This window comes from Pseudomonas sp. BGI-2 (assembly GCF_004310295.1).
Classification (GTDB): Bacteria; Pseudomonadota; Gammaproteobacteria; order Pseudomonadales; family Pseudomonadaceae; genus Aquipseudomonas.
In genome coordinates this window covers 52,769-69,724 of sequence record NZ_SISB01000003.1, presented here as the reverse complement: position 1 = coordinate 69,724, position 16,956 = coordinate 52,769, and the positions used below count along the sequence as shown (strand labels likewise).

The window sequence follows — 16,956 nt, the reverse complement described above, 5'->3', positions numbered from 1 at the left end:
ACACTAACTTTTTAGAACTGCACTTCAAGTTCGTAGTCATCTAGGGTAAGGACCATCGCCCCCGACAGCTGGTTACAGCGCCGCGAGTTATACAAAAACGCTATTAAATCGATAGCCAGCTATTTTTCAAGGATGGTCTACCCTCAAATCAGACGTCTGAAACAAGGGGTGATTCTCTATGCTCGCGCAACTTCCACCGGCCCTACAGAATCTGCAGTTACCGTTACGCCTGCGACTCTGGGACGGCCATGAATTCAATCTGGGGCCGACGCCCAGCGTCACGATTGTGGTCAAGGACCCACAAATGGTTTCCCAGTTCACCCATCCAAGCCTGGACGCGCTTGGCGCGGCGTTCGTCGAAGGTAAACTTGAGCTCGAAGGTTCCATCAGCGACGTGATACGTATCTGTGATGAGTGGAGCCAGAAATTGCTCGGTGACCAAGACAGTCAGCCAGTGCGCACCGCCCATGACAAGGAAACCGACGCGAAGGCGATTTCCTACCACTACGACCTTTCCAATGCGTTTTATCAGCTGTGGCTCGACAGTGACATGGCGTATTCCTGCGCGTATTTCGAGACCGGCAGCGAAACGCTGGAGCAAGCCCAACAAGCCAAATTCCGTCACCTGTGTCGCAAGCTGCGGCTGCAACCGGGTGAATACCTGCTGGATGTCGGTTGCGGTTGGGGCGGGCTGGCCCGGTTTGCGGCCCGTGAGTTCGGCGCGAAAGTGTTCGGAATTACCCTGAGTAAAGAGCAACTGGCCCTGGCCCGTGAGAGGGTGAGCGCCGAAGGCCTGGACGATCTGGTCGAACTGCAACTGCTCGACTACCGCGATCTGCCCCAGGACGGGCGCTTCCACAAAGTGGTCAGCGTCGGCATGTTTGAACACGTCGGCCACGCCAACCTGGCCGAGTACTGCAAAACCTTGTTCGGCGCGGTGAAAGAGGGCGGCCTGGTGATGAACCACGGCATTACCGCCAAACACACTGATGGCCGTCCAGTGGGACGCGGTGTCGGTGATTTCATCGAGAAGTATGTGTTCCCCAACGGCGAGTTGCCGCACCTGTCGATGATCTCCGCTGAGATCAGCGAAGCCGGGCTGGAGATCGTCGACGTCGAGAGTCTGCGCCTGCACTACGCGCGTACCCTCGATCATTGGAGCGAACGCCTGGAGGACAATCTGGAAGCGGCTTCCAAACTGGTTCCCGAACAGGCGCTGCGGATCTGGCGGTTGTACCTGGCCGGATGCGCTTATGCGTTCGCCAGAGGCTGGATCAATCTGCACCAGATCCTCGCGGTAAAAGCCCACGCCGATGGCAGCCATGAACTGCCATGGACGCGAGACGACATCTACCTTTAGAGAATCGGTGAAATAAGCCGGGCGATCCGCATGCCGACCTGTTGCAGGCGGCGGGTCTCCCGGCTTTCTTCTTTGGCGATCTCGTGGGCCTGGGCGAAGTCATCGTTGAGCATCTGTTCCACCTCGGCGGCAAATGCGCTGTCGACGGTCAGCAACATCACTTCGAAATTGAGCCGGAACGAACGGTTATCCATATTGGCGCTGCCGATGGCGCTGATTTCGCTGTCGATCAACACCACTTTCTGATGCAGGAACCCCGGCTGGTACCGGAACACTCGCACCCCTGCGCGTACGGCTTCGAACGCATAGAGGCTCGAGGCGGCGTAGACGATTCGGTGGTCCGGTCGTGAAGGCAGCAGCAACCGCACATCCACGCCTCGCAGAACCGCCAGTCTCAACGCTGCGAACACGGCTTCGTCGGGGATGAAGTATGGGCTGGTGATCCATACCCGTTCTGTCGCCGCATGGATGGATTCGACGAAGAATAACGAACAGGTTTCGTAGGAATCGGCCGGGCCGCTGGCGAGTAATTGGCAGAGCACACCGTCGTCCGGATACTCGTCCGGCAGGATCAGCGGTGGCAACGATCGCGCCGCCCAGAACCAGTCTTCGGCAAACGATTCCTGCATGCAGGCAACCACCGGCCCGCGCACGCGAACGTGAGTGTCGCGCCAGGGCGCCAACGGTGGTTTCTCGCCCATGTATTCGTCGCCGACATTATGCCCGCCGACGAAGCCCAGAATGCCGTCGACCACGACGATCTTGCGGTGATTACGGAAGTTGACCTGGAAGCGGTTGAGCCAGCCGCTGCGGGAGGCGAAGGCTTTGACCTCGACGCCGGCATCGCGCAACGGTTGCACGTAACTGTGGGGCAGGGAATGACTGCCGATGCGGTCGTACAGCAAGTGTACCGCCACGCCTTCGGCGGCTTTCTTCAGCAGCAGGCTTTGCAGGCGTTGGCCGAGGCGGTCGTCATGGATGATGAAGAATTGAATCAGCACGGCCTCTTTCGCGCTGTCGATGGCTTCGAAAATTGCTTCGAAGGTGGCTTGGCCATTAATCAGCAAGCTCACTTCGTTGTTCGCCAGGCACGGCATGCGCCCCAGTTTCGGCATTGCCCTCAGGGACGCGTAAGCGTTGGAGGCGCGTGCGGTCAGCGCTTCTTCCACCCAGGGGCGCCAGTTGAGCTCGGAGATTGCCTTGCGCATCTCTTCGTTGGCCTGGCGCCGCGCCATGATGTAACCATCGAAAGTGCTGCGGCCGAAGACCAGGTACGGAATGAGCGTGAGGTAAGGCATGAAGATCAACGAGAGGGCCCAGGCGATAGATCCCTGAGCGGTGCGGACGGTGAGCACGGCGTGGATGGCTGCGATCAGGCCCAGCGTATGTAGTAGTGCGATCGTGTAGCCGAAAATGTGCGGTCCAAAGTAATCCATGGGGCAGCCTTGCTCCTGAAGATTCAATGCTTAACAGACCATGTTCCGTGCAGAATGTCGCTATTTAATTGGCCCATGAACTGAAGCCAATGGCTGACGTCTAACGGCCACTACTGATCAGGAGTTACTCGATGAACGTTCGTCTGCTGGGTTTGGCCGTGGCTTTTGGTTTAGCACTTCCTGTGGCCGCTCAGGCACAGATGCTGCAGCCAGGTTTGTGGGAATTGACCACCAGCAACATGAAGGTCGATGACCAGAACCTGCCGGACTTGCAGTTGATCCTGGGCCAGTTGCAGGGCCAGATGACCCCGGAACAGCGCGCGCAGTTGGAGAAGCAGGGCATCACCATAGGCGGAAAGGGGATTCGGGCGTGTCTGACGCCGGAGCAAGTGAAGTCAGACAATATTCCGCTGACGGATCCGCAATCGGACTGCAAACAGGAAATCACTGACCGCAGTGGTAATCAGTGGAAATTCCGTTTCAGCTGTCCGAAAGCGCAGGGTGCGGGTGTCGCCACCTTCCTCAGTGATCGTGAGTTCACGACCAAGGTCAACGGTACGTTCAACGCGACCGGCATTCAGCAGAAGGGTAGCCTCGATACCCGCGCCGTGTGGTTGGGGCAGGATTGCGGGACCGTTAAGCCGAGAGCCTAAAGGCTTCGTGGGCAAGTCGGCGATCCGACTTGCCCACGAAGGCACCAGTTCAGATACCCGCTACACCTGTTGACCTCAACCAGTCACACACCGCATCAACGTCCATCCTGCCGAAATCCTCCCCGGTACGGCTGCGCACACTGACAAACCCACCCGCTTTTTCTTTCTCTCCGATCACCACCAGATACGGCACGTGCTGACTGTGCTCGCGGATCTTGTGGCGGACTTTCTCGCTGCGCAGATCCGCGCGAGCGCGTACGCCGCTTCGGCGCAAAACCTCGGTTACCGACTGTGCGTAATCCGCCTGACGCTCGTCCATGCTGATGATGATCACGTGCGGCGGCGCCCGCCAGTCTTCCAGTTCCTGTTCGCAGGACCAGCAGGTGCCATAGATCCGCTGTGGCGCAGCGCCGCTGATGTGATCGAGCGCGAATGCCTGCAACACTCGGGTTGCGGGAACATGCGGTCCCGCTGACACACACTCGAAACCCGCAAGGACGTAGGGCAATAACTTCTCCGCGGGCGTCGATGCGGATATCGGTTTTCGGCGCCGTATCGAATGATTGGTTGCCGCTAACGTCTTCATGCGTGCTTCGATGCCAGCGAGGTCGGCCAGGTTTAACAGACGCTCAAACGCAAACTCGTAAAAGAAGCCATCACCCAGTGCCGATCCGGTCTGCAATTGCGCTTTTGGATAGAGTTGTTTAATGGCCACCGCCAGCATCAATGCGCAGGAGCGTCGCAAGATCTCCAGCCCATCGGGCTCTTGAGGCGTGACGATGCTGACCCGGGCGTCGGCCTCGATCATGAACTCACAGTCCACCAGAACGCCGTCCACCCGGCCGGCCACGGCTGCTTTGGCCAGCCCGGCGCCGATGCTCGCGGCGAACTCAAACACCGACAACGGTTGGTCGTATTCACGCAATGAACCATCGCTCAGGGTGATGTGAATCATGTCGGTGCTCTCGAGTGCTTATAAACGCGCGTTAGCGCATAAACCGTAGGGGTAAACCTTGGCAGTTGTCATTAAGACGTTTGTCGTGCCAGGCAATTTGCCCCGATACGATCGTGGTGCTGACGCTGTGGCGAAAACGCTGCCGGGCAAAGGGCGTCCAGCCGCATTGCGACAAGACCGGCTCCCTGGATACGGCAACACCGCCAGGCTCGGGTTTGATCAGAACGAGATCGGCCCAGTAGCCTTCGCGCAGATAACCGCGGTCGGGAATGGCGAACAGATCAGCCACGCGGTGACTGGTCTTGGCCACGAGGGTAGTTATCGGCAGCATTTCATCAACCACCAGTTCCAGCAGCGCGGGCAGGGCGTGTTGCACCAATGGCAAACCGGAAGGGGCCTGGTGGTAGGGCCGTTGTTTTTCCGCCCAGGTGTGCGGCGCGTGATCGCTGCCGATAACGTCCAGTCGATTACTCAGCAAGGCATGACGCAAGGCATCGCGATCAGCCTGGCTCTTGATCGCCGGATTGCACTTGATCAGGTTTCCGAGGCTCAGGTAGTCGCGATCATCGAACAGCAAATGATGCAGGCAGACTTCAGCGGTAATGCGTTTCTGTGTCAGCGGTTTGTCTTCGAACAGCGCCAGTTCCCGCGCGGTGGTCAAATGCAAAACATGCAGTCGGGTGCCATGCCGCTTGGCCAGGTCCACGGCCATTGAGGAGGAGCGAAAGCACGCTTCGGCGTCACGAATCTGTGGGTGGACGGCGGCGGGAATGTGTTCCCCAACCAGCTCAAGCACCTTCGCGGCATTGGCTTCGATGCTCGGCGCGTGTTCGCAATGGGCGAGCAGAATGGTTGGCACTTCGGCGAACAGTCGTTCAAGCGTCTGCGGATCGTCCACCAGCATGTTGCCGGTCGAGGCCCCCATGAACACTTTCACCCCGGCCACTTCGCAGGGATTGAGCGCCGCAACGGTGTCGAGGTTGTCGTTGCTCACGCCGAAGTGAAAACCGTAGTTGGCGACAGAGTTGATCGCCGCTCGACGCTTCTTGTCCGCGAGTGACGCGAGTGACGCGAGTGTCAGGGTTGCCGGATTTGTATTGGGCATGTCCATGAAACTGGTGATGCCGCCGGCCACGGCCGCCCGCGACTCGGTGTAAAAGCTACCCTTGTGAGGCGCCCCGGGATCTCGGAAATGCACTTGGTCGTCGATCATTCCGGGCACTAGCCACTGCCCGTTTGCATCGATTTCGACGTCGGTATTTTCTCCGTCGATGCTTGCGGCTATCTTCACGATCCGGCCGTTGCTCACCAGCAGATCGCCATCGAATTCCCGACCTTCATTTACCAATCTGGCATTGCGAATCAGCACGCTGCTCATGGTCAGAACTCGTTCTGCAGGGCTTTGTAGCCGCGCACCAGATCGACGTTGGTGCGCGCTACGTCCTCGGAAAATTCAGAGGCGCTGACGCTCACCGGTGGAAACTGCGAGAGGTCGGTGTTGGGGCCGATGCGGGTGGTGGAGGGCACGTAAAAGTCTTCGGGCAAGTCGCGACCGTCGACCACCGAGTTGTGCCGCACCACGCAGCCATCGCCGACTGCGCAGTTGAACAGCACGCTGTTGAAACCGATGAATACCCGATCGCCTACCGTGCACGGGCCATGAACGATGGAGCGGTGAGCGATCGAACTGAACTCGCCGATGGTCACCGCTGCGCCGGACTTGGAGTGGATCACTACGCCATCCTGGATGTTCGAATTGGCGCCGATGGTGATCGGTTCCATCTCGCCTGACGCATCCACTTCATCGGCGCGAATGACTGCGTAAGGACCGACGAACACGTTTTCGCCGATCACCACTTTGCCGCAGATGATTGCAGTTTTATCCACATACGCGGACTCCGCAATCAGTGGTAAATCCCCTGATGGATTCTTGCGGATCATGGCTTGCTCAACGCGTCGTAGAGGGTGTTCAGGTTGTATTCGAACAGTCCGGCAAAGGTACTCGCCGGACCGGTCGCGGCGAGCGCATCGGAGTACAGCGTGCCACCGATGTGCGCGCCGCTTTCGTCGGCAATCTGCTTGAGCAGGCGCGCGTCCTTGATGTTTTCCATGAACACCGCTTTGACCTTGGCCTGGCGAATCTGGGTAATCAACGCAGCGACTTCGGCGGCTGAAGGTTCGCGTTCAGTGGACAGACCTTGCGGCGCCATGAAGTGGATGCCGTAGGCCTGTCCCAGATAACCGAATGCGTCATGAGAGGTGACGATCTTGCGGTTGCCCGGTGGCAGCGAACCGAGCTTGGCCTTGGCTTCGGCGAGCAGTGCGTAGATTTGTTTCAGGTAGGCCTGGCTGTTGCGTTCGTAGTCGGCTTTGTTCGCCGGGTCGGCGGCGATCAGCGCTTTGGTGATGTTGCTGATATACAGCTCGGTGTTGGCCAGGTTATGCCAGGCGTGAGGGTCGGGCACGGTCTCGCCGTCCTCATCCAGGGAGCGCGGGATGACACCGTGGCTCGCGCTGATGACAGGGGCTTTGGTTTCGGTGCTGGTCACCAGACGGTCCAGCCATGGTTCGAAACCCAAACCGTTTTTGATGATGAGTCTGGCCTTGAGCAAGACCTTGGCATCGTCCGGGGTTGGCTCGTACGTGTGGGCGTCGGCGTCGGGACCGACCATGTTGGTGATCTGGATATGGTCGCCGCCGACCTGATGGGTCATGTCGGCGAGGATGCTGAAACTGGTGACCACCTGAAGTTTTTCCGCCGCCGACAGCGACATCGACAGCATCAAACTGAACAGCACGAGTAAAGCGCGCATCGGGAAGTACCTCATTGGGATGTGAGCAAAGGCGGGCGGCGCAGCAAACCGTGCACCGGACCGAACACCACGGACAGCGCATACACGCCGCCCGCCACCAGCACGATCGCCGGACCGCTGGGCAGCGAGTAGTAGAACGACAGCAACAACCCGAGCCACACCGAGAGGCAGCCGAGCAGGGCGGCGATCCCGATCAACACCGGCAAACGACGACTCCAGAAGCGCGACGCGGCGGCGGGCAACATCATCAAACCGACCACCATCAATGCACCAATGGCCTGGAAGCCGATCACAAGATTCAGCACCACCAGGGTCAGAAATACGCCATGTGCCAATGGACCGAGGCGGCTGACGGTTTGCAGAAAAAGCGGATCGAGGGTGTCCAGCAATAACGGTTTGTAGATGAGCGCCATGGCGATCAGGCTAAACCCGGAGATCCACAGCATGCCTGTCAGCGTCGGCCCATCGACTGCCAGTGCCGAGCCGAACAACAGATGAAGCAGGTCCAGACGTTTGCCGGCGATGCCAAGGATCAGCACGCCGCTGGCGAGGGAAATCGGGTAGATCGCGGCGAGGCTCGCGTCTTCGCGCAGTCCCGTCCGGCGGGTAATCCAGGCCGCGAGTCCGGCCATGCTCAGGCCTGCGCCGAGGCCGCCGAGGGTCAGTGCCGGCAGACTCAAACCGGCGAACCAGAAGCCGAGCGCTGCACCAGGCAGGATGCCGTGAGCCACCGCGTCGCCGATCAGGCTCATGCGTCGAAGGATCAGAAACACGCCCAGCGGAGCCGTGCTGCAAGCCAGGACCAATCCGCCAATGAGTGCCCGGCGCATGAACACGAACTCGTGGAAGGGTTGCCAAAGATGAGCGGCAGCGAGCATCAGGCCACCTGCGTATGCGGTTGTTGGTGGATCAGCTCGGTACTCGGTCCAACGACGCAGCCGCTGCTTTTGATCAGCAAGCTTTGAGGAATGTGTTGGCGAACCGCGGCCAGGTCATGACACACGACCACCAGGGTTCGACCTTCGGCGTGCCAGGCATGGAGGTGTTTCCAGAGCAGTGCCTGACCGAGCTCATCGAGCGCGGCGTGGGGTTCGTCGAGCAACAGCAACGGCGCTTCGGCGAGACTCAGGCGGGCGAGCAGGGCGCGCTGCAATTCGCCGCCGGAGAGGGCCATCAACGGGCGCTGTTCCAAACCCGTGAGGCACCAGTTTTCCAGCACGGCTCTGAGGCGATCGCTGCGCACCTCTTGTGACTGTTTGCTGCCCCAGAAACCAGCGGCTACCAACTCCTGAAGGCTGATGGGAAATTGCCGATCCAGGTGTTGTTGCTGGGGGAGAAAGGAAAGCGAGCCCTTGCGTGGAACATCGAGGACGATTTTTCCAGTCAGTGGTTTTTGTAGCCCCGCGATGACTTTCAGCAGACTGCTTTTACCCGAGCCATTGGCCCCGATCACGGCAGTCAGACTGCCTTTAGGTAATTCGAAATCAACGGGCGGTGTGAGCGGTTGCCCGGGTGCGCCCCAGCGCAAAGCGTGGCATCGGATCATGCATCCACCCAGTTCCATCGGCTCTCGGCGACGGCATCGTGGGCATGGAGGCTTTCGGCGTGGACGACGCGTATGTGGAAGGCGTTGATACCGGGCGAGCGTTTCAGGGCCAGATTCAAGCGGCGGGCGGCGTCCTCGCAGAACATCAAATTTTGACCATTGGCCAGAGCGAAGGCTTGCTCATCGGCGCGCTTTACCGCGGTTTGCACGGCGGTCCCCAGTGCGGCTTCGGCGTCATTGATGAACGCAATCAGCGGCAGGTCATCCAGATAATCGTCCAGTCTCAGGTGTAAAAGTGCATGGCTGCGTTGGCTGTGAGGTGTTGCAACGATGCCTTTCGTAGAGCCAAGCCACGCCAATACATCGGCGTGTTGCAGGGACTTGTTGGCGAAGTCGTCGACGAATTGTTGCTGAATCAACTGCCGAGAAAGTGCGGCTGAACAGGGGCAGGTTGAGGAATAAGGAACGTCGATTTTTAGTTCCACGTGGAACATCGCGTTTTTCAAACGCGCTTCGATGCTCACTGGATAGGTTTTCCAGCCAGCCAAAGGGCTGATCAGCGCCGGTCTTTTGAGCAGTAAATCCGCATCAATTTTTAAGTAGGCGCTGTGGGACAGTCCTTCATGACTATTGAGAAAGCTTTGCAGCACTCGCCGTAACAGGGCGGGTGTCAGGATTTCCCGCTCAAGCATTTCCAACGCCAAATACAGCCGGGACATGTGAATGCCGCGTGCTTCTCCATCATCGAGGCTCACGCCTGCGTCAGCCTTTGCGCTCAGCCGTTGACCATCGAATAAAACAGGAAGAGCAATGCCGCACATGCCCACCCATTCGAGTGGCAGGGCTTGGCGTGAAGCCTGCGCGGCGATATCCGGCAGAGTCAGCGCATTCATGAGCAGGTCCATCGTGGGAGTTTATATCGCATGTTATGTTATTACATTAAAATCGACTACGCCTTTTTCACGAGCGGCTTTCAAAATGCACAGACGTCACTTGCTCAACTGGATGCTGGCCAGCGCAGCCTTCGCTTTACCCTTCGGTGTTTCGGCCACGCAGATTCGCAACGCGCGGCTCTGGCGTTCGGATGACAAGCTACGTCTGGTGTTCGATTTGAGTGGGCCGGTGCAGTACAAGACCTTTTCACTGAGCGCTCCCGAACGACTGATCATCGATCTGAGTGGTGCCACCCTCAGTGGCGACTTCAGTCAGCTGGCGCTTGGCAATACGGTCATTCGGTCGATTCGCTCCGGGCATTTTGGCCAGGGCGATACGCGGATCGTCCTCGACCTCTGCGCCGCGGTGCAGCTCAACAGCTTTCTCCTGCCGCCACAGGATGGCCAAGGCGATCGGCTGGTGCTCGATCTGAGGTCGGCGGCGCCTATGCACATCGCAGTGGCACCCGAGGCGAGCATCGACAAGCCTCACCCCAAGCGCGACATCATCGTGGTGGTCGACCCTGGTCACGGCGGCAAAGACCCCGGCGCGGTGGCCGCCAAAGGGGAGCGAGAGAAAGACGTCGTCCTATCGATCGCTCAGCTTTTGGCCAAGCGACTGAAACGTGAGAAGGGCTTCGACGTGAAACTGGTGCGCAACGACGACTTCTTCGTTCCGCTGCGCAAACGTGTCGAGATTGCCCGCAAGCACAATGCGGATATGTTCATCTCGGTGCATGCGGACGCGGCGCCGCGTCTCACCGCTTCAGGCGCGTCGGTGTATTGCTTGTCTGAGGGCGGCGCCACTTCGGCCACGGCGCGTTTCATGGCGCAACGTGAAAACGGCGCAGACTTGTTGGGCGCCACCAGTCTGCTCAACCTCAAGGACAAGGACCCGATGCTCGCCGGGGTGATTCTCGACATGTCGATGAACGCCACCATCGCCGCGAGTTTGCAGCTGGGCAGCACAGTCCTCGGCAGTCTGGCGGGTATCACCACGCTGCATCAAAAGCGCGTGGAGCAAGCGGGATTCGCAGTGCTGAAGTCGCCGGACGTGCCGTCGATCCTGGTGGAAACCGGCTTCATGTCCAACGCCCGTGACAGCCAGCGACTCGTGACCGCGCGCCACCAGCAGGCTGTGGCTGACGGATTATTCGACGGATTGCAGCGCTATTTTCAGAAGAATCCACCGCTCAACAGTTACATCGCCTGGCAACAGCAGCAGAAAAATGCGAAGGCCTAGCAGCCGGTGATCCGGCTGCAGGTGAATTTGGCGCTGCTGCCGCCGGAGCTGGAGAACCGGTTGATCGTGGTCCAGCCGACCCGACGGTTGTAACCGACCCAGGCTTCGCCGTCGGAGGCGATACCGGTGAAGAAGGTGAGTTGTCCGTAGCGGCTGTTGGTCTGCGCCCAATAGCGTTTGCCCGCCAGTTCGAAGCCGCGCAAATAAATCGTACTGCCGACGGTGTTGACGCTATAGGCGTTGCCGTCGGCATCCGCACAGGCGAGCAGATTGGCGCTTCGGGTGCATTTGGCCAGGCTCGGGATTTGCGCCCATGCGTCTACGGAGAGCAACAGCGAAAAGCTTATCAACGCTGATTTCAGGGCAATACGCATGAGATTTCTCACGGACCGGACGGGGTTTAGCATCGTGCCCTTTGCTGTTGTGGGCAAGCGTGGGCTGGCTTGATTGTATCGTTATACTATAACATTGAAATGAGCCCGACATTGCGATCGGGCATCTCTGTGAGGAATTCCTGATGCCCAATCGTCTCCCCGTGACCGTCCTGTCAGGCTTTCTCGGCGCCGGTAAAAGCACGCTGCTCAACTACGTGCTGCGTAACCGCGAGAACCTGCGTGTCGCCGTAATCGTCAACGATATGAGCGAGATCAACATCGATGGCAGCGAAGTCCAGCGCGATGTCAGCCTGAACCGCGCCGAAGAAAAACTCGTGGAGATGAGCAATGGCTGCATTTGCTGCACCTTGCGCGAAGACCTGCTCGAAGAAGTCAGCAAACTCGCCAGGGACGGGCGTTTTGATTACCTGTTGATCGAATCCACCGGCATCTCCGAGCCATTGCCGGTGGCGGAAACCTTCACCTTCCGTGATGAAGACGGGCAGAGCCTGGCCGACATCGCTCGGCTCGACACCATGGTCACGGTGGTCGACGGCATGAACTTCCTGCTCGACTATCAGGCCGCCGAAAGCCTCGCTTCCCGCGGTGAAACATTGGGCGAGGAGGACGAGCGCTCGATCACCGACCTGTTGATCGAGCAGATCGAATTTGCCGATGTGATCCTCATCAGCAAGATCGATTTGATCAGCAGCCGTGAGCGCCAGGAACTGATCGCGATCCTTGAACGCCTCAACTCACAGGCAGAAATCATCCCGATGGTCATGGGTGAGATTCCTCTGAAAAAGATCCTCAACACGGGTCGATTCGACTTTGAAAAGGCTGCTCAGGCACCGGGGTGGTTGCAGGAATTGCGTGGGGAACACGTGCCGGAAACCGAGGAGTACGGCATCGCCTCGACGGCCTACCGAGCCCGCCGACCGTTTCACCCGCAGCGTTTCTTCAGCTTCATCGATCGGCCATGGGTGAACGGCAAACTGCTACGTTCCAAAGGCTTCTTCTGGCTAGCCAGCAAGCATATGGACGCCGGGAGTTGGTCCCAGGCCGGCGGCTTGATTCGCCACGGTTTCGCCGGGCGCTGGTGGCGCTTCGTGCCGAAAACCCAGTGGCCGCAGGACGAAGAAAGCACCGCCGGAATCATGGAAAACTGGACTGCTACCACCGGTGATTGCCGTCAGGAACTGGTGTTCATCGGTCAGAACATCGACTTCGCGCAACTCACCGCCGAACTCGACAATTGCCTGCTGACCGATGATGAAATGGCGTTGGGTGCCGAGGGCTGGCGCTTGCTGTCAGATCCGTTCGGCCCTTGGCACGAAGAGGTCGCCGCCTGATGTTGGCGCGCAGTCTGAAGCGGCAGCCGGTCGTTCATCAGGTTCAAGGTGACACGCCGAAAACCCTGGCCCGAATTCTTGATGACGGGGTAAACCTCGCCATTTGGCAGCGCCAGCTCCCGGCGCACATTGATGATTTCGGGCGCTTGCTGCTGTCTCTGAACGAACCGCTGGCCGAGTCACTGGTCTTGGAGTTGCCTGAGGATGACGCCGAACCCAACCTGCATGGATTGGCCTCGGGATTCAGCGATCTTGAAGGGTATGCCGCTTTCATTGCCGATGTGTCCTGGCTGGTCAGCGCCTTCGCCTGTCTGGTGGGCGCCAAGCGCATCGGCCTGCGCGTGCGGGTTCTGGACAAGGCCATGTGCCCGCGCTTTCACGTCGATCATGTGCCTGTGCGGTTGATCACTACGTATTCCGGCATCGGCAGTCAGTGGTTGAAAGAAGGGGTGATGGATCGCCGGCAACTGGGCAAGCCTGAGGCCGAACCCACAGACGATTCGCTGATCGAGAATATCGCCAGCGGCGAAGTGGCACTGCTCAAAGGCGAAAAATGGCACGGCAACGAAGGTTTCGGCCTGATCCACCGTTCGCCGCAACCCGCGCCGGGCGAACGCCGTTTGATTCTGACCCTGGACTGGCTGGCTTAAGGCTTGAGCCAGTTGCCCTGACTCTGGCCTTCGCAAAACGGCTTCAGGTACGCAGCATCGGTTGCCACGCCGAAATAGTGAATATCCTGCCGGTAAGGCATATTGGCGACTTGGGCGTTGCTGCACACACCGAACGCGCCGGTGGGACATTGGTCGACGTATTGCACCTCGACTTTCTGCCCGGGAAGGTTCGGTTGGCAGAACCCGTCGGCGAAGAGCTTTTCCGGGATGTTGCGGTTCTGCTGGCAGACTTTCACGTCGAGTCGCTCGGCTGTGCTATGTACCACGCAAGCCTGGGCCAGCGCCTCGCCGGAACACAGCGCCAAGAGCAATGACAATCCCATCAACCGCATCCATTACCTCCTCAGAAAACATCGACCATGTTGCAGAACATTCCCACTCACGTCATTGCCGGTCCGTTGGGCGCGGGCAAGACCAGTTTGATCAAGCACCTGCTGGCGCAACGGCCCGCGAATGAGCGCTGGGCGGTGCTGATCAACGAGTTCGGCCAGATCGGCCTCGATGCAGCGCTTCTGACCCAGGACGCCGATGGTATCGCACTGGGGGAAGTGGCCGGGGGCTGTTTGTGTTGCGTGAACGGTGCGCCGTTTCAGATCGGCCTTGGGCGGTTGCTGCGCAAGGCGCGGCCGGATCGGCTGTTCATCGAACCCTCAGGATTGGGTCACCCGGCCCAGTTGCTCAGGCAATTGAGTGAGGCACCGTGGCAAGGTGTACTGGCGGTACAGCCTTGTGTGCTAGTTTTGGATGCCCAGGCACTCGCCGCTGGCAAACCATTGCCCGAGGCGCAACAGGAGGCGTTGAGCAGCGCTGGTTTGTTGCTGCTGAACAAGGCGGAAGGTCTCGACGACAATGATCGCCAGCGAATTGCCGCGCAGCTGCCTTCTCGTCCCCTGTTCTGGACGCAGCAAGCCCTCTTGCTGTTGAACAAACTACCGGGACTAAGTGCTCAGGCGGTGGCAAGTGTGGATAACTTCATCGTGCCCAAGGGATTGGCGCAGATGCCGGCCATCTGGACCGATCCTGCGCTGCCGATTTGCTTGAGTCAGGCACAGGAGGGCGGTTGGAGCATAGGCTGGCGTTGGCATCCGACGCAGACCTTCGATGTGGTGCGTGTTGGCCAGTGGCTTGAAAGCATCGCCTGGCGGCGGGCGAAGCTGGTTATCCACAGCGTCGACGGTTGGGTGTCGGCGAATGCGCTGGATAACTCGGAACTGGAATGGCAGCCCAGCGAATGGCGCCGGGATTCGCGGATCGAGCTGATTTTCAGTGAGCCGCAGGATGTTGCTGTGCTGCAGAAAAGCTTGGCCGCGTGCCGGGTTTCATCCAGTTAGCGAGTTTTTGTGCTGCTTTTGAGGCCTCTTCGCGAGCAAGCCCGCTCCTACATTGGAACGCATTTCCCTGTGGGAGCGAGCTTGTTCGCGAATGGATTTAACTGACGACATCAGTCATCAAGGACGCCATTTGGTGTGTTCTTGCCGCCACTGGCTCAATTCGATCACTTCGGCGCGGGGTTTTGCGACATCGACCACCACCGGCGTGTCGTCGAACGGCATCGGGTAGGGCGCCAGCTCGATCTGCGCGCTGTGGGCGCCGAACTGGGTGATGGTGCCGTTATGCCGGGTTTCGCCGGTCACGGTGAACTCGAAGTTATACACACGGGCCAGGCGCCGCCGGTTGTTGGCGTCTTTGATGAACGCGATCTTTTTCAACGCCACGTTGCCGTCCAGCAGCTCGATCCCGAGCTTGGTGCAATGCAGCTTGACCCGCTCCAGCGCGCGCTCGCGCAAGCCGTGGTTGTGCCACAGCCACGCGCCGCCAGTGGCGAGCAGCATCAGCACGAAGATATTTCCGAGGGTCAGCATCAACAGGTTGCTCCAACAAGATAGTGCCAGCTTAACTGTGTCGCCGGTCTGTCGTACAGGCCGTGTTTCGTCGCATACTGCGCGGCTCGAATTTCAATCGTTTGACGGAAAACACACCGCATGAAACGTACGCCCCATCTGCTCGCCATCCAGTCCCACGTGGTGTTCGGCCACGCTGGCAACAGCGCCGCGGTTTTCCCAATGCAGCGGGTCGGGGTGAATGTCTGGCCGCTCAACACCGTGCAGTTCTCCAACCACACGCAGTACGGCCAGTGGACTGGCGAAGTGCTGGCACCACATCAGATTCCCGAGTTGGTCGAAGGGATCGCGGCGATAGGCGAGCTGGGCAACTGCGATGCGGTACTGTCCGGTTACCTCGGCAGTGCGGCGCAGGGCCGGGCGATCCTGACCGGCGTGGCACGGATCAAATCGATGAATCCCAAGGCGTTGTACTTGTGCGACCCGGTGATGGGGCATCCGGAGAAGGGTTGCAGCGTGCCGGCCGAAGTCAGCGATTTCCTGCTGGAAGAGGCAGCTTCGGTGGCGGATTTCATGTGCCCGAACCAGTTGGAGCTGGACAGCTTCTCGGGGCGCAAACCGCAGTCACTGTTCGATTGCCTGGCGATGGCGCGGGCGCTGCTGGCTCGCGGGCCGAAAGCGGTGTTGGTCAAGCATCTGGCCTATCCCGGCAAGCCGGCGGATGCCTTCGAGATGTTGCTGGTGACGGCTGAAGGCAGCTGGCACTTGCGTCGGCCGCTGCTGGCGTTTCCGCGTCAGCCGGTGGGCGTTGGCGACCTGACGTCGGGTCTGTTTCTGGCGCGTGTGCTGTTGGGGGACAGCCTGGTGGCGGCCTTCGAGTTTACGGCGGCTGCGGTGCATGAAGTGCTGCTGGAAACCCAGGCATGTGCAAGCTATGAGCTGGAACTGGTGCGGGCTCAGGACCGGATTGCGCATCCGCGAGTGAAGTTCGAAGCGACTGCGATCAGCCTTTAAAAGCTTCGCGGGCAAGCCTCGCTCTTACAGGACCAAGTCGTCCAAACATTTTGTGTACGACTCGGTTCTGTCGGAGCGAGGCTTGCCCGCGAAAGCGATCTAAAGCCCGAGCACGTCAGGCATCACCCTTGATTTCCTGATACCGCTTTTCCAGTTCCTGACGAATCTGCCGACGCTGCTGGGCCTGGATGAAGCGGCGCTTGTCTTCGCTGTTCTGCGGTTGCAGCGGCGGGACGGCAGCCGGCTTGCGGGCGTCATCCACCGCCACCATGGTGAAGAAGCAGCTGTTGGTGTGGCGCACCGAGCGCTCGCGGATGTTCTCGGTCACCACCTTGATGCCCACCTCCATGGAGGTGTTGCCGGTGTAGTTGACTGAGGCCAGGAAGGTCACCAGCTCGCCAACATGGATCGGCTCGCGGAAAATCACCTGGTCCACCGACAGGGTCACCACGTAGCGGCCGGCGTAACGGCTGGCGCAGGCGTAGGCCACTTCGTCGAGGTATTTGAGCAGGGTACCGCCGTGAACATTGCCAGAGAAGTTGGCCATGTCGGGGGTCATCAATACCGTCATCGACAGCTGGGCGTTTCCGGGTTCCATAGCGTTCTCACGGGTCAAGGCAGAATGTCGGAAGGGCGGCACCTCTGCGGGTGCCTGGTCGGTTTTTTTCAAACCACAGTTATCGGGACGCCGGGCGGGTGGTCGCCGTCACGCCGGATCGATCTGTTTCCATATATTGCACCGCCTTTTTGGCGGAAGTCGCGGTGT

Annotated in this window: 19 protein-coding genes; 7 read left to right on the top strand and 12 right to left on the bottom strand. The window is 59.5% G+C overall.

Annotation, left to right across the window (positions count from 1 at the left end):
* Positions 1-178: 178 nt before the first annotated feature.
* Positions 179-1,360: a C17 cyclopropane fatty acid synthase CfaB gene (gene cfaB / locus EYC95_RS02785; RefSeq protein ID WP_131059002.1), complete on the top strand. Its 1,182-nt coding sequence runs from the start codon at positions 179-181 to the stop codon at positions 1,358-1,360.
* Here cfaB and cls read toward each other — a convergent pair.
* The gene (gene cls / locus EYC95_RS02780; RefSeq protein ID WP_131059001.1) at positions 1,357-2,796 is read right to left on the bottom strand and encodes a cardiolipin synthase; all 1,440 of its coding nucleotides are present in this window, start codon (positions 2,794-2,796) and stop codon (positions 1,357-1,359) included. The two genes, cfaB and cls, sit on opposite strands and share 4 nt — an antisense overlap.
* Before the next feature lie 131 nt (positions 2,797-2,927).
* Here cls and EYC95_RS02775 point away from each other — a divergent pair, with 131 nt between their 5' ends.
* Positions 2,928-3,449 (top strand): DUF3617 domain-containing protein, encoded by a 522-nt coding sequence (locus tag EYC95_RS02775; protein WP_131059000.1) that lies wholly within the window; start codon positions 2,928-2,930, stop codon positions 3,447-3,449.
* Positions 3,450-3,498: 49 nt separating this feature from the next.
* Here the strand turns inward: EYC95_RS02775 and EYC95_RS02770 are convergent, their stop codons facing one another.
* The 7 genes from EYC95_RS02770 to folE2 are packed head-to-tail and all read right to left on the bottom strand — an operon-like array spanning position 3,499 to position 9,656.
* Entirely contained in the window at positions 3,499-4,404 is a 906-nt protein-coding gene (locus EYC95_RS02770; protein WP_131058999.1) for a His/Gly/Thr/Pro-type tRNA ligase C-terminal domain-containing protein, read from the bottom strand.
* A 31-nt stretch (positions 4,405-4,435) separates the two neighbouring features.
* On the bottom strand, positions 4,436-5,782 hold the full coding sequence (locus EYC95_RS02765; RefSeq protein WP_131058998.1) for a dihydroorotase: 1,347 nt from the start codon (positions 5,780-5,782) through the stop codon (positions 4,436-4,438).
* A 2-nt stretch (positions 5,783-5,784) separates the two neighbouring features.
* Complete coding sequence (locus EYC95_RS02760; protein ID WP_077748526.1) at positions 5,785-6,345, bottom strand: DapH/DapD/GlmU-related protein; 561 nt, start codon at positions 6,343-6,345, stop codon at positions 5,785-5,787.
* The gene (locus EYC95_RS02755; RefSeq protein WP_131058997.1) at positions 6,342-7,217 is read right to left on the bottom strand and encodes a metal ABC transporter substrate-binding protein; all 876 of its coding nucleotides are present in this window, start codon (positions 7,215-7,217) and stop codon (positions 6,342-6,344) included. Before EYC95_RS02755 ends, EYC95_RS02760 begins: the two co-directional genes overlap by 4 nt.
* Before the next feature lie 11 nt (positions 7,218-7,228).
* Positions 7,229-8,095 carry a metal ABC transporter permease gene (locus EYC95_RS02750; RefSeq protein WP_131058996.1) on the bottom strand — a complete coding sequence of 289 codons (867 nt, stop codon included), beginning with the start codon at positions 8,093-8,095 and terminating at the stop codon, positions 7,229-7,231.
* A complete protein-coding gene (locus tag EYC95_RS02745; RefSeq protein WP_131058995.1) occupies positions 8,095-8,763 on the bottom strand; it encodes a metal ABC transporter ATP-binding protein in 669 nt (222 codons plus the stop codon). Before EYC95_RS02745 ends, EYC95_RS02750 begins: the two co-directional genes overlap by 1 nt.
* Positions 8,760-9,656 (bottom strand): GTP cyclohydrolase FolE2, encoded by an 897-nt coding sequence (gene folE2, locus EYC95_RS02740; protein ID WP_131059144.1) that lies wholly within the window; start codon positions 9,654-9,656, stop codon positions 8,760-8,762. Before folE2 ends, EYC95_RS02745 begins: the two co-directional genes overlap by 4 nt.
* A gap of 85 nt (positions 9,657-9,741) precedes the next feature.
* On the opposite strand from folE2, the gene EYC95_RS02735 reads away from it, so the two are divergent.
* Positions 9,742-10,938 (top strand): N-acetylmuramoyl-L-alanine amidase, encoded by a 1,197-nt coding sequence (locus tag EYC95_RS02735; RefSeq protein ID WP_131058994.1) that lies wholly within the window; start codon positions 9,742-9,744, stop codon positions 10,936-10,938.
* Here EYC95_RS02735 and EYC95_RS02730 read toward each other — a convergent pair.
* Positions 10,935-11,312: a glutamine synthetase gene (locus tag EYC95_RS02730; protein ID WP_131058993.1), complete on the bottom strand. Its 378-nt coding sequence runs from the start codon at positions 11,310-11,312 to the stop codon at positions 10,935-10,937. The two genes, EYC95_RS02735 and EYC95_RS02730, sit on opposite strands and share 4 nt — an antisense overlap.
* Positions 11,313-11,455: 143 nt before the next feature.
* Here EYC95_RS02730 and zigA point away from each other — a divergent pair, with 143 nt between their 5' ends.
* Both zigA and EYC95_RS02720 read left to right on the top strand, forming a co-directional pair.
* Positions 11,456-12,664, top strand: a complete 1,209-nt coding sequence (gene zigA / locus EYC95_RS02725; RefSeq protein ID WP_131058992.1) for a zinc metallochaperone GTPase ZigA — start codon at positions 11,456-11,458, stop codon at positions 12,662-12,664.
* The gene (locus tag EYC95_RS02720; protein WP_131058991.1) at positions 12,664-13,314 is read left to right on the top strand and encodes a DUF1826 domain-containing protein; all 651 of its coding nucleotides are present in this window, start codon (positions 12,664-12,666) and stop codon (positions 13,312-13,314) included. Before zigA ends, EYC95_RS02720 begins: the two co-directional genes overlap by 1 nt.
* Here EYC95_RS02720 and EYC95_RS02715 read toward each other — a convergent pair.
* Entirely contained in the window at positions 13,311-13,667 is a 357-nt protein-coding gene (locus EYC95_RS02715) for an NADH:ubiquinone oxidoreductase (protein WP_131058990.1), read from the bottom strand. The genes EYC95_RS02720 and EYC95_RS02715 overlap by 4 nt on opposite strands.
* A 27-nt stretch (positions 13,668-13,694) precedes the next feature.
* On the opposite strand from EYC95_RS02715, the gene EYC95_RS02710 reads away from it, so the two are divergent.
* Positions 13,695-14,666 (top strand): GTP-binding protein, encoded by a 972-nt coding sequence (locus EYC95_RS02710; RefSeq protein ID WP_131058989.1) that lies wholly within the window; start codon positions 13,695-13,697, stop codon positions 14,664-14,666.
* Between the two features lie 117 nt (positions 14,667-14,783).
* Here EYC95_RS02710 and EYC95_RS02705 read toward each other — a convergent pair whose 3' ends face one another.
* Positions 14,784-15,197, bottom strand: a complete 414-nt coding sequence (locus EYC95_RS02705) for a DUF3301 domain-containing protein (protein WP_131058988.1) — start codon at positions 15,195-15,197, stop codon at positions 14,784-14,786.
* A 120-nt stretch (positions 15,198-15,317) separates the two neighbouring features.
* Here EYC95_RS02705 and pdxY point away from each other — a divergent pair, with 120 nt between their 5' ends.
* The gene (pdxY, locus tag EYC95_RS02700; RefSeq protein ID WP_131058987.1) at positions 15,318-16,190 is read left to right on the top strand and encodes a pyridoxal kinase PdxY; all 873 of its coding nucleotides are present in this window, start codon (positions 15,318-15,320) and stop codon (positions 16,188-16,190) included.
* Between the two features lie 115 nt (positions 16,191-16,305).
* Here pdxY and EYC95_RS02695 read toward each other — a convergent pair whose 3' ends face one another.
* A complete protein-coding gene (locus EYC95_RS02695; RefSeq protein WP_131058986.1) occupies positions 16,306-16,788 on the bottom strand; it encodes an acyl-CoA thioesterase in 483 nt (160 codons plus the stop codon).
* Positions 16,789-16,956: the final 168 nt, after the last annotated feature.

What these genes read in the sequence shown, in the direction of transcription:
- cfaB (WP_131059002.1), top strand. Translation starts at nt 179, where the DNA reads ATGCTCGCGCAACTTCCACCGGCCCTACAGAATCTGCAGTTACCGTTA.
- cls (WP_131059001.1), bottom strand. Translation starts at nt 2,796, where the DNA reads ATGGATTACTTTGGACCGCACATTTTCGGCTACACGATCGCACTACTA.
- EYC95_RS02775 (WP_131059000.1), top strand. Translation starts at nt 2,928, where the DNA reads ATGAACGTTCGTCTGCTGGGTTTGGCCGTGGCTTTTGGTTTAGCACTT.
- EYC95_RS02770 (WP_131058999.1), bottom strand. Translation starts at nt 4,404, where the DNA reads ATGATTCACATCACCCTGAGCGATGGTTCATTGCGTGAATACGACCAA.
- EYC95_RS02765 (WP_131058998.1), bottom strand. Translation starts at nt 5,782, where the DNA reads ATGAGCAGCGTGCTGATTCGCAATGCCAGATTGGTAAATGAAGGTCGG.
- EYC95_RS02760 (WP_077748526.1), bottom strand. Translation starts at nt 6,345, where the DNA reads ATGATCCGCAAGAATCCATCAGGGGATTTACCACTGATTGCGGAGTCC.
- EYC95_RS02755 (WP_131058997.1), bottom strand. Translation starts at nt 7,217, where the DNA reads ATGCGCGCTTTACTCGTGCTGTTCAGTTTGATGCTGTCGATGTCGCTG.
- EYC95_RS02750 (WP_131058996.1), bottom strand. Translation starts at nt 8,095, where the DNA reads ATGCTCGCTGCCGCTCATCTTTGGCAACCCTTCCACGAGTTCGTGTTC.
- EYC95_RS02745 (WP_131058995.1), bottom strand. Translation starts at nt 8,763, where the DNA reads ATGATCCGATGCCACGCTTTGCGCTGGGGCGCACCCGGGCAACCGCTC.
- folE2 (WP_131059144.1), bottom strand. Translation starts at nt 9,656, where the DNA reads ATGAATGCGCTGACTCTGCCGGATATCGCCGCGCAGGCTTCACGCCAA.
- EYC95_RS02735 (WP_131058994.1), top strand. Translation starts at nt 9,742, where the DNA reads ATGCACAGACGTCACTTGCTCAACTGGATGCTGGCCAGCGCAGCCTTC.
- EYC95_RS02730 (WP_131058993.1), bottom strand. Translation starts at nt 11,312, where the DNA reads ATGCGTATTGCCCTGAAATCAGCGTTGATAAGCTTTTCGCTGTTGCTC.
- zigA (WP_131058992.1), top strand. Translation starts at nt 11,456, where the DNA reads ATGCCCAATCGTCTCCCCGTGACCGTCCTGTCAGGCTTTCTCGGCGCC.
- EYC95_RS02720 (WP_131058991.1), top strand. Translation starts at nt 12,664, where the DNA reads ATGTTGGCGCGCAGTCTGAAGCGGCAGCCGGTCGTTCATCAGGTTCAA.
- EYC95_RS02715 (WP_131058990.1), bottom strand. Translation starts at nt 13,667, where the DNA reads ATGCGGTTGATGGGATTGTCATTGCTCTTGGCGCTGTGTTCCGGCGAG.
- EYC95_RS02710 (WP_131058989.1), top strand. Translation starts at nt 13,695, where the DNA reads ATGTTGCAGAACATTCCCACTCACGTCATTGCCGGTCCGTTGGGCGCG.
- EYC95_RS02705 (WP_131058988.1), bottom strand. Translation starts at nt 15,197, where the DNA reads ATGCTGACCCTCGGAAATATCTTCGTGCTGATGCTGCTCGCCACTGGC.
- pdxY (WP_131058987.1), top strand. Translation starts at nt 15,318, where the DNA reads ATGAAACGTACGCCCCATCTGCTCGCCATCCAGTCCCACGTGGTGTTC.
- EYC95_RS02695 (WP_131058986.1), bottom strand. Translation starts at nt 16,788, where the DNA reads ATGGAACCCGGAAACGCCCAGCTGTCGATGACGGTATTGATGACCCCC.